8 protein-coding genes are annotated in these 12,106 nt (G+C 64.2%); 4 read left to right on the forward strand and 4 right to left on the reverse strand.

All coding sequences use genetic code 11. The features are described from left to right. The first annotated feature begins 159 nt into the window (after positions 1–159). On the forward strand, positions 160–1,587 hold the full coding sequence (ccoN, locus tag BV82_RS15255; RefSeq protein WP_100783391.1) for a cytochrome-c oxidase, cbb3-type subunit I: 1,428 nt from the start codon (positions 160–162) through the stop codon (positions 1,585–1,587). Between the two features lie 11 nt (positions 1,588–1,598). Next, entirely contained in the window at positions 1,599–1,811 is a 213-nt protein-coding gene (locus BV82_RS15260) for a hypothetical protein (protein WP_010225226.1), read from the forward strand. 118 nt (positions 1,812–1,929) lie between these two features. Here the strand turns inward: BV82_RS15260 and BV82_RS15265 are convergent, their stop codons facing one another. Further along, entirely contained in the window at positions 1,930–4,440 is a 2,511-nt protein-coding gene (locus tag BV82_RS15265; RefSeq protein ID WP_036997044.1) for a UvrD-helicase domain-containing protein, read from the reverse strand. Between the two features lie 189 nt (positions 4,441–4,629). On the opposite strand from BV82_RS15265, the gene BV82_RS15270 reads away from it, so the two are divergent. Further along, on the forward strand, positions 4,630–5,328 hold the full coding sequence (locus BV82_RS15270) for a pirin family protein (protein ID WP_036997041.1): 699 nt from the start codon (positions 4,630–4,632) through the stop codon (positions 5,326–5,328). Positions 5,329–5,438: 110 nt separating this feature from the next. Here BV82_RS15270 and pgm read toward each other — a convergent pair whose 3' ends face one another. The 3 genes from pgm to BV82_RS15285 form a co-directional block, all read right to left on the reverse strand. Next, positions 5,439–7,076 (reverse strand): phosphoglucomutase (alpha-D-glucose-1,6-bisphosphate-dependent), encoded by a 1,638-nt coding sequence (gene pgm / locus BV82_RS15275; protein ID WP_036997040.1) that lies wholly within the window; start codon positions 7,074–7,076, stop codon positions 5,439–5,441. Between the two features lie 101 nt (positions 7,077–7,177). Beyond that, positions 7,178–9,433: an ATP-dependent DNA helicase gene (locus BV82_RS15280; protein ID WP_036997046.1), complete on the reverse strand. Its 2,256-nt coding sequence runs from the start codon at positions 9,431–9,433 to the stop codon at positions 7,178–7,180. Then, positions 9,430–11,073, reverse strand: a complete 1,644-nt coding sequence (locus BV82_RS15285; RefSeq protein WP_036997039.1) for a VRR-NUC domain-containing protein — start codon at positions 11,071–11,073, stop codon at positions 9,430–9,432. Before BV82_RS15285 ends, BV82_RS15280 begins: the two co-directional genes overlap by 4 nt. Positions 11,074–11,196: 123 nt before the next feature. On the opposite strand from BV82_RS15285, the gene BV82_RS15290 reads away from it, so the two are divergent. Then, positions 11,197–12,081 carry a ChaN family lipoprotein gene (locus BV82_RS15290; protein WP_036997038.1) on the forward strand — a complete coding sequence of 295 codons (885 nt, stop codon included), beginning with the start codon at positions 11,197–11,199 and terminating at the stop codon, positions 12,079–12,081. Positions 12,082–12,106 lie beyond the last annotated feature (25 nt).

Genomic DNA, 12,106 nt, shown 5'->3' on the forward strand with positions numbered 1-12,106 from the left:
AACAGGTGCGCCATTGTCCAATGAATACGGGGGTTTTATCTGATCCGGTATTAACGCCGGTTTCTGAGTCTGTTTTGTATGCCAGCAGCTTCCTAGAGTCTGCGCCTGTGCCCCTGCCCCACGGCAGGGCGAGCCATACAGGAACTGTGGAAACTAGCCATGAGCACACATCAACAGGCGCAGGCCTATAACTACAAGGTGGTCCGGCAATTCGTCATCATGACGGTGGTCTGGGGTATCGTCGGCATGGCCATGGGCGTCTGGATCGCCTCGCAACTGGTCTGGCCCGAGCTTAACCTCGACTTGCCGTGGACCTCGTTCGGCCGCCTGCGCCCCTTGCACACCAGCCTGGTGATCTTCGGCTTCGCCGGTAGCGCGCAGTTCGCCGCCAGTTATTACGCGGTACAGCGCACCTGCCAAGTGCGGCTGTTCAGCGACAAACTCGCCGCCTTCACCTTCTGGGGCTGGCAGGCGACCATCGTGATCATGCTGGTCAGCCTGCCGCTGGGCCTGACCACGACCAAGGAATATGCCGAGATCGAATTCACCGGCGCGGTGTGGATGGCGATCGTCTGGGTCGCTTACGGCATCGTCTTCTTCGCCACCCTGATGCGCCGCAAGGCCAAGCATATCTATGTCGGCAACTGGTTCTTCGGTGCCTTCATCGTGGTGATCGCCATGCTTCACGTGGTCAACCACCTGTCGATTCCGGTGAGCTGGTTCAAGTCGTACCCGGTGTACTCCGGGGCCACTGACGCCATGGTGCAATGGTGGTACGGCCACAACGCCGTGGGCTTCTTCCTGACCACGGGTTTCCTGGGGATGATGTACTACTTCGTGCCCAAGCAAGTGGGCCGGCCGGTGTACAGCTATCGCCTGTCGATCGTGCACTTCTGGGCGCTGATCACCCTGTACATCTGGGCAGGTCCCCACCACCTGCACTACACCGCCCTGCCCGACTGGGCGCAGTCGCTGGGCATGGCGATGTCGCTGATCCTCCTGGCGCCAAGCTGGGGTGGCATGATCAACGGCATGATGACCCTCTCCGGCGCCTGGCATAAGCTGCGCAGCGACCCGATCCTGCGCTTTCTGGTGCTGTCGCTGGCGTTCTACGGCATGTCGACCTTCGAAGGCCCGATGATGGCGATCAAGACCGTCAACGCCCTGTCGCACTACACCGACTGGACCATCGGCCACGTGCATGCCGGTGCCCTGGGCTGGGTGGCGATGATCACCTTCGGCTCGCTGTACCACATGATCCCGAAAGTGTTTGGCCGCGAGCAGATGTACAGCGTCGGCCTGATCAACCTGCACTTCTGGCTGGCGACCATCGGCACCGTGCTGTACATCGCCTCGATGTGGGTCAACGGCATCGCCCAGGGTCTGATGTGGCGCGCCACCAACGACGACGGCACCCTCACCTACTCGTTCGTCGAGGCGCTGGTGGCCAGCCACCCGGGCTTTATCGTGCGCTTTGTCGGTGGCGTGTGTTTCTTGAGCGGCATGCTGCTGATGGCCTACAACACCTGGCGCACCGTGCGGGTGGCCGATGAAAAACTGGCGCTGAACAACGCCAGCCTGGCCTAGGAGGCACGGAGATGGATGACTGGCTGTATGCACTGTACTGCCTGAGCGGCGTACTGTTCTTCTACCTGGTCACCAGTGCCTGCCTGCAGCGCCACAACGGCGAAGTGGACGATCAAGCCAGCCTGATCCCCTTCGCCGACGACCCGGCGGTCGCCCGCCGGGTTGAAGCGGCCACCGGCAAGCCGGTGCCGGCGGTGGCGCCGGATGCGGCCCTGAAGGCCTGATTCACGCCTCATCGCTGGCAAGCCAGCTCCCACATTGGATCTGTGTCCGCACAACCAGTGGGAGCTGGCCTTGCCAGCGATCGAGCGCGCAGCGGTCGTAATCCAGGCAGCGCCAAAATCAACTGCGGGCCATTTCCCGCCCATCCTCGAAGAACACCTTGCGCCCATCCACCTGGCTCGACGCCCGTGGCAGGTTGGCCGCCTCTGCCGTCGGCTTCTCGACATACCAGTAACAGTGCTTCGCCGCCCGGGTAATGGCCACGTAGGCCAGGCGCAACACCTCGTCCTTCTGTGCGTTGTCGAACGCCTGGGCATCGCCGTTGCGGCCTAGACCTGCCTGGCGATACACCTGGTTCTTGTACGGTGAGTTGGTCAGGTGCTGACAATCGCCGAGCATGAACACCGCATCGGCCTGTAGCCCCTTGGCGCTGTGATAAGTCAGCTGGCGCAGGCGCCGTTGTGCCGCCGGCAACCCGGCCTCGTGGTTGACCAATGCCTGCAAATGGTCGGCAATCGCCGCCTTGTCGCTGCTCTTGCGGTACAGCAACATCACCGACTCGCCCTTGCGGTAATGCTCCAGCAGTGTCTCGGCCAGGCTCGCCTCGTCACGCTCAAGCACCTTGACCGGTACTGGCGTTTCGGCTGCCGGTCCGCACGCCCTGGCTTTCTTGCCGCTGATAGCCGGGGCCGACTTCACGATGTGCTCGGCGGCATCGATGATGTGCTGATGGCTGCGGTAGTTGTCGGCGAGCATGACCCGGGTGCTGCTCGGCGCCGGAAATTCCTTGGCGAACTCCATGAAGTACTTGGGTGAACTGCCACGCCAGCCATAGATCGACTGCCAGTCATCACCCACGCACAGCAACGACGAATGCTGCGCCACCCGCCCGACCTGCATGGCCGGGCCGCGGCGGCGGATTTCGCGCAGGCAGGCGCGCAGCCAGGAGACGATCTGCGGCGAGACGTCCTGGAACTCATCGATCATCAGGTGCGCCAACGGCCGTAACAGCGGATCGGGCAACAGCCGCAGATTCTCCGGGTTGTTCTCGCCGAACAGGGCGAACATGCGGTTGTAGCTCATGATCGGCGGCGACTGGCCAAGCAGGTGCGCTTCCAGGGCTTTCCAGTACAGGCCCAGCGCTTCGAAGAACAGCGCATCGTTGTCGCCCGCCGGGAAACTCATGGCGGCGACTGCGGTGTTGACCTCAAGCCCGAGGTTCTCGATAAAGCCGGCGGCGCCGACAAAGGCATCCAGCAAAGGGGCTGCGGCAAGCTCACCCTTGACCTTGTAATCGAAGCCGGGCCCAGCCACCGCATCGCCTGCCAGGGACGAAGCCAGGCGCTTGGCAGCAGAGTAGTTTTCCAGCCAAATCACAGGCTTATCACAGAAAGCTTGAAACAGGGTGCGCTTTATCACCCACTCCGCCCACACCGGCAGCTTGGCGCTGGGACGCTTGTACTGCTGGTTTTCCTTGGGGTCGAAGCCGAGCACGACATAAGCGTCCAACTCGGCGATATGGCCGTGGAAATGAAAACGGCTGCCGTTGATCTCGACCGTTTCGCGGCTCGGTTCGATGCCCTTGATCGGCCAGGCGCCGGCGGCGAACCACAGGTCTTCGAGCGTGTCGCACAGCTCTTCGTCGCGGCTGGCGGACAGCTGGGTCACTGCCACGCGCTTTTGCACGTCGGGGTGATCACGGTCCAGCGCCTTGAGCTGCAGGGCCTCGCGGCGCAGGCTGGCGATCAGCTCGGCAAAGCGCGGGCTGCTGCCCAGCAGGTCGCGATAGCAGAGGTTGAGCTGCTGACGCTGGGCATCGTTGATGCGCAGGTCGAACGGATTGCTCTCGGCGCTGGCTTCGCTGCCGCCGGGCATTTCGCTGCCCAGGGTCTCGAACGCGCGCACCTGGCTAAAGCCCGGCAAGCTGCGCACCAGCGGCAAGATGCGCGAATGGAAGGTACGCACCAGCTCACGGGCCTGGGCCTGGCTGAGGTCCAGTTGCCACAGGGCAAATACCTGGACCAGGCGATTGATGAAATCCTTGCGCGATTCGCGGGTGAAGGTCACCACGGTCATGGCGTCCAGCTCGTAGCCCAGGTAATGGCGCAGCAGCAGGATGCGCAGCACCAGCGAGGTCGATTTGCCGGCGCCGGCGCCGGCAATCACGCAGGTTGACGGCGTGTCGCTGAAGATCATCTTCCACTGCGCCGCGCTTGGCTGGGCATGGGCCGGCAGGCGCTGGGCAACGTCGGCCTTGAAGCGTTTCTTCAGCTCGGCAGTCAGCGCCAGGCGCCAGTCATCGAACAGCGCGTCGTCCAGCCCGGGCACAGCGTGAGCGTCGGGGCGGGTGTCGCGGATCACCAGGACCTGGCGCCCGGCCTCATAGCCGTCGATCCGCCCTTCTTCGTAGCCTTCGCGCAGGCCATCGGCATGACCGGTGCGCTGACCGCTGGCATGGCCCTGGAACCAGGAATCGCGATGCTGCGCCTGCAAGTGGCTCAGGCCACGCCCGAGCAGGCGCGCGGCCAGGCGACGCAGCCACGGCAGCTGCGCGGGCGCAATCAACTCCAGGGGTAGCTTGGGACGCTCTTCAGACACACCGACTCCAACACAATGAAAACCAGCGGCCATGTTCGCTCCATCGGGCAAAAATCACCAGCCGATTGCTTGCAGATCAGTGAATTAGGCGATGAAGCGTACAAATTACCCTAGCTCTATATATCGACAATATTGATTGTATTCAGCCGAAATTTACGCTTATTTTCGATCATTATTTGATAGATCATCTCCTCCATCCACTACCTTTCGAGGAGAGCCAACATGCTGCAACTGCGCCCATTCAAGAGCCTTGGCCATGCCAACCATGGTTGGCTCGATGCCCATCATCACTTTTCGTTCGCCGAGTACTACGATCCGGCGCGCATGCACTGGGGCAACCTGCGGGTCTGGAACGACGACCTGATTGCTGCGGGTAGCGGCTTCCCGCCGCACCCGCACCGCGACATGGAGATCATCACCTATGTGCGCGAAGGCGCCATCAGCCACCAGGACAACCTTGGCAACAAGGGCCGCACCGAGGCCGGTGACGTGCAGGTGATGAGTGCCGGCACCGGCATCACCCATAGCGAATACAACCTGGAGAAGGTCGATACGCGCATCTTCCAGATCTGGATCGTCCCTGAGCGCGTTGGCCAGGCGCCTTCCTGGGGGACCCGGCCGTTCCCCAAAGGCGAGCGCGGTGAAGGCTTCGTGACCTTGGCCAGTGGCCGCGAGGGCGATGAGCACAGCCTGCAGATTCGTGCCGATGCACGCCTGGTGGCAGCGACCTTGCAGGCAGGAGAAACCGCCGAGTACCGCTTCGAAGCCGGGCGCCGTGGCTACCTGGTGCCGGCCAAGGGCCAGGTTGAAATCAACGGTTTGCGCGCCGAAGCCCGTGACGGGGTGGCGATCGAGGACGAGCCGGTGCTCAGGGTGACGGCGGTGCAGGACAGCGAGATCGTGCTGGTCGATGTAGCCTAGGGCCGCTATGCGGCCCATCGCTGGCAAGACCAGCTCCCACAGGTCAGGTGATATCTCTCAGATATTTGCAACACCTGTGGGAGCTGGCTTGCCAGCGATGCTTTTAGCGGTCAGGCAATCGCCGCATCCACCAGTTCCTGGGCTTCAGCCACCAGGCGCTGCAAATGCGCTTCATCGATGAAGCTTTCGGCGTAGATCTTGTAGATGTCCTCGGTCCCCGACGGCCGCGCGGCGAACCAGCCGTTGGCGGTCATCACCTTGAGGCCACCAATGGCCTGGTTGTTGCCCGGTGCATGGCTGAGGATCTGCTCGATCGGCTCGCCGGCCAGCATCGTCGACTTGACCTGCTCGGGCGCCAGCTTGCTCAGCAGGGCCTTTTGCTGCGGGTTGGCCTTGGCCTCGACGCGGGTGGCGAACGGCTCGCCCAGCTTGGCGGTAAGTTCGGCATAGGCCTGGCTTGGGTCGCGGCCAGTGCGGGCAGTGATTTCCGCCGCCAGCAGCGCCGGGATCAGGCCGTCCTTGTCAGTGGTCCAGACGCTGCCGTCCTTGCGCAGGAACGAGGCGCCGGCGCTCTCCTCGCCACCAAAGCCCAGGGAGCCGTCGAACAGACCGTCGGCGAAGAACTTGAAGCCCACCGGCACCTCAAACAAACGACGCCCCAAGCGCGCGGTGACGCGGTCAATCAGGCCACTGCTGACCACCGTCTTGCCCACGGCGGCGTCGCTACGCCATTGCGGACGGTGCTGGAACAGGTAGTCGATGGCCACGGCCAGGTAGTTGTTCGGCGCCAGCAGGCCGTTCGGGGTCACGATGCCGTGGCGGTCGTGGTCCGGGTCGCAGGCGAACGCCACGTCGAAACGCTCGCGCAGGCCGATCAGGCCCTGCATGGCATACGGCGAAGACGGGTCCATGCGGATCTGTCCGTCCCAGTCGACCGACATGAAGCGGAAGGTCGGGTCGACCTCGGTGTTGACCACTTCCAGGTTCAGCTTGTAGTGCTCGGCAATCGCCGACCAGTAGCGCACCCCTGCCCCACCCAGCGGGTCGACGCCCAGGCGCAGGTTGGCGCTGCGGATCACGTCGAAATCGATGACGTTTTCCAGATCGGCGACATAGCTGGCGACATAGTCATGACGATGGGTGGTGCTGGCTGCCAGCGCCTGTTCATGGGAGATGCGCTTGACGCCCGCCAGGCCCACCGCCAGCAGCTCGTTGGCCTTGGCCTCGATCCACTTGGTGACATCGCTGTCGGCCGGGCCGCCATTGGGCGGGTTGTACTTGAAGCCGCCGCTTTGCGGCGGGTTATGCGACGGGGTGATGACGATACCGTCGGCAAGGCCGCTGCTGCGTCCGCGGTTGTAGCAGATGATGGCATGGGACACCGCCGGGGTCGGGGTGTACTCGTCATCCTTGGACAGCATGACCTCAACGCCGTTGGCCGCCAGGACCTGCAGCGCGCTTGCTGCGGCCGGGGTCGACAACGCGTGGGTGTCGGCGCCGATGAACAACGGGCCATCGATGCCCTTGGCCTGACGGTACAGGCAGATGGCCTGGCTGATGGCCAACACGTGGTGTTCGTTGAAGCTCAGCTCCAGAGAGCTGCCGCGGTGGCCGGAGGTGCCGAAGGCAACGCGCTGGGTGGCGATGCTGGCATCGGGCTGGCCGGTGTAGTAGGCGGTCAACAGTTGCGGGATATCCACCAGCACGGAGGCCGGGGCCGGTTTGCCCGCCAAAGGACTGAGCTTCATGCAAAACCTCAAGAAAGGATGTTCAGGGTAATGAAAACAGGCAGTTTACTGGCACTTTGACAAGCTTGCGACGGTGACGATCCCTGGCGTGGCAATTATTTCTACTGTGGCGCCCACCAGGCCGGAAACATGCGTTGTACACGGGCTTCGGCGAAGCGGTCATCGATCAGCAATACCGTGCCACGATCCTGCGTGCCACGAATCACCCGTCCTGCCGCCTGAATGACCTTCTGTACCCCGGGATACAGGTAGGTGTAGTCGAACCCCGCGCCGAACAACCGGGCCATGCGCAGCTTGATCTGTTCGTTGACCGGGTTGACCTGGGGCAACCCGAGGGTGGCGACAAACGCACCGATCAGGCGCGTGCCGGGCAGGTCGACGCCTTCGGCAAAGGCCCCACCGAGCACGGCAAAGCCCACGCCCTGGCCCTGGGGAGCAAAACGTTCGAGAAAGTCCTGGCGCTGCTGCTCATCCATGCCCGGTGCCTGGCGCCATTGGCTGATGGCCGGATAGCGCGCAGCCAACAAGGCCGAGACCTGCTGCAGGTACTCAAAGCTGCTGAAAAACGCCAGGTAATTGCCCGGCGCACGCCCATATTGCTCGGCAATCAGCTCGACGATCGGTGCCAGGGAGGCTTCCCGGTGCTGGTATCGGGTCGAGACGCTGCTGATCACCTGCACCTGCAATTGCTCGGCGGCAAACGGAGAGGCAACCTCGAGCCAGGCGCAATCGGCGGGCATGCCGAGCAGGTCGGCGTAGTAGTGGCGCGGGCTGAGGGTCGCGGAAAACAGCGTGGCACTGCGCGCTGCCGCCAGCCGGGGGCCGATCAGCGCTGCGGGTACCACATTGCGCAGGCACAGGGTCGACAAGGCACGCTTGCCCGGGCCCGGGCGCTTGCTGATATCAAACAGGAAGTGTTCGTCGAACAACTCGCTGACGCGGGTGAACTGCAGCGCCTGGAAAAAGAACTGCAGCACAGCCGGGTCAATGCCGGTCGGGTTCTGGTTCAGTTGCTCCTGGATCGCCCCGACACACTGCTGCAAGGCCCTGAGCAGCGCCTCGGGCAAGCCGTCAACCACCCGATAAGGCGCCACCTGCTCCTTGTGCAGGGCGTTCCACTGGCGGTTGAGACGGTCCAGGGCGCTGCTCAGGCCTGCGGGCTTAAGCTTGCGCAGGGCCAGCAACTGGCCCTGGTCGAGGCTGGCGCTGTACATCTGCCGGGCCCTCTCGACCAGGTTGTGCGCCTCGTCCACCAGCAGTGCCAGGCGCCACTGGTTGGCCTGGGCCAAGCCATACAGCAAGGCGCTCTGGTCGAAGTAGTAGTTGTAGTCGGCCACCAGCACATCGACCCACCGGGCCATCTCCTGGCCCAGGTAATAGGGGCAGACCTGATGGGCCAGGGCCACCTCGCGCAGCGCCGCTTGGTCCAGCACTGCCACGGCCTGGGCGGCCTGGCGCGCTGCGGGCAGGCGGTCGTAAAAGCCCTTGGCCAACGGGCAGGCATCACCATGGCAGGCCGTGCCGGGGTATTCACAGGACTTGTCGCGGGCCACCAGCTCCAAGCTGCGCAGCGCAGGCTGGGTAGCGCTGGCCATCACCTGCCGAAGCGCCTCCAGCCCCAGGGCACGGCCAGGGGTTTTGGCGGTGAGGAAGAGGATTTTGTCCAGTTGCTGGGGGGCCATCGCCTTGAGCAACGGGAACAGGGTGCCGAGGGTCTTGCCAATGCCGGTGGTGGCCTGGGCCATCAGGCAGCGGCCGGTGCTGACCGCCTTGTACACGGTTTCGGCCAGCTCGCGCTGGCCTTGGCGAAACTGCCCATGGGGGAATGCCAGGGCCTGCAAGCCCTGATTGCGCGAAACCTGACGCAGCATCTGCTGCTCGGCCCAGTGCAGGAAGATCGCGCATTGGCCATTGAAAAACTGCTCAAGCTCCTGGGCGCTGCGTTGTTCTTCGACCAGCGTCTGTTCATCACTGTCGACATTCAGGTAGACCAGCGCCAGGCGCAACACCGGCAACTGGCGCTGCTGGCACAGCAACCAACCGTAGACCCGCGCCTGGGCCCAGTGCAGTTGCCGGTGGTTGTCGGGCTGGCGGGCCAGGTCGCCGCGGTAGGTCTTGATTTCTTCGAGGCGATTGAGCCGCGGATCGTAACCGTCGGCACGGCCGCGCACTTGCAAGGTCGCGTACTGCCCCTCAAGGCTGACTTCGGTCTCATACCCCTCACCCCGTCCGGCCACTACCCGACGATGGCCGCTGATGCCCTCCTCGGCGGTGGGCGACGGCGTGAAGCGCAGGTCGAGGTCGCCGACCTTGGCGCTGAACTCACACAGCGCCCGCACCGCCACACGGTAGCTCATGGTGCCCATTGCACGTGGCAGACTTCCACCGGCAGGCCGTGCCCGGCGCAGAACTCGATCCAGCGCAGCTGGCTGTCCTGCAGGCGATCGCCCGGGCCCTTGACCTCGATCATGCGGTAGCGCTGCTGCTCGGGCCAAAACTGGATCAGGTCGGGCATGCCCGAACGGTTACCCTGGATGTCGTCAAGCAGGCGCTCGAAGCAGCTTTTCAGGTGCGCCGCGGGCAGGCAGGCCAGGGCCTGCTCAAGCAGCGCTTCGCTAAGCAGCTGCCAATAAACGAAAGGCGATTGCAGGCCCTGCTTGCTGATGAAATGGCGGCGGATGGTCTGCCGGTAGCTGCCATCGTCCAGTTGCCCCAGGCAACGTGCGAACAGCTCGCTGCGCCGGCCATGAAACTCGGCGTCATGCAAATCCTGCGGCGCGCTCTGGAACGGGTGGAAAAACGCGCCAGGCAACGGTGCGAAGATCGCCTCCCAGCACAGTAGGCCGAACAGGCTGTTGAACAGGCCGTTCTCGACGTAATGCACCTGCCCACCGCCCTGCCCCAGGTGCAACTGCACGGCCTGCTCCACCCCCAGGGCCGCCAGCTCGGCCGGCAACTGCAGCTCGACCAGGCTGACCTGCGGCTTGGCCCGCCGTGGCTGCGCCGGCCCGCCCAGCTTGCGCTGCAAACGCGGTAACATCCGCGCCAGGGCCTGGACCTCAAGGCCATTGGCCGGTTGCCGGGCAATCTGCGAGGCCAGCTCGAACGCCTGTGCCCACTGCTCGCTACGCTCCAGCACCCGCACCTGACGAATGCGCGCCTGCGGATGCTGGCTACGCGGGTAGATGCGCAAGGCCAGTTGCCAGTCGGCCAGGCGCTCGCTGTGCTGGCCAAGCTGATACAGCAGCCGTGAGCGCCGGCGCAGCAACCAGGGGTTGTCGCTGTCCAGGCACTCGATGTGCTCGACCACCTGCTCAAGGGCCATGCCCTGCTCAAGCCATTCACCGCACTGGTGCAAGGCCAGCGCGACATCGATATCGCTGCGTTTGCGCAACGCCCGCGAGTCGTCGCTGAAGGCCACTTGTTCGTAGCGCAGCAAGCCAAGGTCGGCGAGCACGAATTCCGACCAGTCCTGGTACAGGTTGCCGAAGAACAGCAGACGCAAGCGGTCACACAAGGCCTGCAGGCGCAACTCGATGATCGGCTCATCGAAGCCGGGCAGCCATGCCTGCAGCGGCCGGGGCTGCAGATCGAGTGCCTGCAGCTGGGCCAGCAGCTCGCGCTTGGCGGCCCGCGGGCGCTCGAGCCACTCGGCAAAGCCGCTGGCCAGCTCGTCCTTGCGCAGCAGATGGAACAATTGCTCCAGGCTCAGCAGGCTGTCATCGGCCACCCAGCCCAGAGCCAGCAAGGGCGCCAACGCTGCCTGTGCCGGGCCGATTTCGGCGTAGTCGAGCTTGCTCGGGCGAAACAGCAGCCCCTTGCGCATCACCATGCGCACCAATAAAGCCCGGGCTGCCTGCGGTTGCTGGCGAAACTGGCGGATGAAGGCCTGCTCCTGGTCGTCGAGCAGGTCGGCATAGCGCAACTCGATCCAGTCGAGCACTTGCTGGAAGTTGTGCAGGTAATAGAACGGGTCGTCGACGGAATGAGCGATCACGGGACAGTACGGGCTGGCAACTGGAACACTGGTTATACATACAGACTCATTGGTCTGGCAACCTGCGTGCGACCAACGTAGGCTCTTGCTGGCGATTACGATCCATGACGACAAGGAAATCCCATGCGCATAGGACTGCTCTGCCTGGTCGGCCTGCTGGCTGCCTGCCAATCCCATCAGGTTCTGCCACCACCGGCACCGATAGCGCCCCATGGGCGCGATCACGCCGACGTTGGCATGATCCGCGAGTTGGCCAGCGGCCGTACCCTGACCCCGCAGCAACTGGTCGAGCGCCTGGCTGCGGCACCACGGGTGCTGGTCGGCGAGCAGCACGACAACCCCGACCATCACGCCCTGCAACTGTGGCTGTTGCGCGAACTGGCAGCCCGGCGCCCGCAAGGCAGCCTGTTGCTGGAAATGCTCAACCCCGACCAACAGAATCGGGTCGATGCCGTGCAGGCCGCATCGCGCGCAGGGCAGCCACCTGCCGACCCGATCCAGGCGCTGGCCTGGCAAGCCGGTTGGGATTGGAGCCTGTACGGACCGCTGGTGACCTATGCGCTGCGCCAGCCCTATGCCCTGCTGGCCGCCAACCTGGACCGGGCGCAGGTAATGCAGGTCTATACACAGCGCCCGACGCTCGAAGGCCACGCCTCCACCACCCAACAGGTTCAAGCCACCCTGCTCGCTGACATTCGCTCGTCCCATTGCGGTTTGCTGCCCGAGCCCCAGATGCCGGCAATGCTGGCGGTGCAGCAACAACGCGACCGGCGCATGGCCGAACGCCTGCTGGCCGCGCCCAGCCCGGCGCTGTTACTGGCCGGGGCATTCCATGTGCGCAAGGACCTGGGCGTACCGCTGCACCTGATCGACCTGGGAGCACCCGGCAGCGACCCGGTGCTGATACTGGCCGAGGCCGGCAAGACCGTCAGCGCCGAAAGCGCGGACTTTGTCTGGTACACCGCCGCGCAACCGGAACAGGACTACTGCGCGACATTGCGCCGCTGACGCCGATGCGCGGGGGCTCAGCTGG

Source organism: Pseudomonas donghuensis, assembly GCF_000696345.2.
In the GTDB taxonomy this organism is placed as follows: domain Bacteria; phylum Pseudomonadota; class Gammaproteobacteria; order Pseudomonadales; family Pseudomonadaceae; genus Aquipseudomonas; species Aquipseudomonas donghuensis.

What these genes read in the sequence shown, in the direction of transcription:
- ccoN (WP_100783391.1), top strand. Translation starts at nt 160, where the DNA reads ATGAGCACACATCAACAGGCGCAGGCCTATAACTACAAGGTGGTCCGG.
- BV82_RS15260 (WP_010225226.1), top strand. Translation starts at nt 1,599, where the DNA reads ATGGATGACTGGCTGTATGCACTGTACTGCCTGAGCGGCGTACTGTTC.
- BV82_RS15265 (WP_036997044.1), bottom strand. Translation starts at nt 4,440, where the DNA reads ATGGCCGCTGGTTTTCATTGTGTTGGAGTCGGTGTGTCTGAAGAGCGT.
- BV82_RS15270 (WP_036997041.1), top strand. Translation starts at nt 4,630, where the DNA reads ATGCTGCAACTGCGCCCATTCAAGAGCCTTGGCCATGCCAACCATGGT.
- pgm (WP_036997040.1), bottom strand. Translation starts at nt 7,076, where the DNA reads ATGAAGCTCAGTCCTTTGGCGGGCAAACCGGCCCCGGCCTCCGTGCTG.
- BV82_RS15280 (WP_036997046.1), bottom strand. Translation starts at nt 9,433, where the DNA reads ATGAGCTACCGTGTGGCGGTGCGGGCGCTGTGTGAGTTCAGCGCCAAG.
- BV82_RS15290 (WP_036997038.1), top strand. Translation starts at nt 11,197, where the DNA reads ATGCGCATAGGACTGCTCTGCCTGGTCGGCCTGCTGGCTGCCTGCCAA.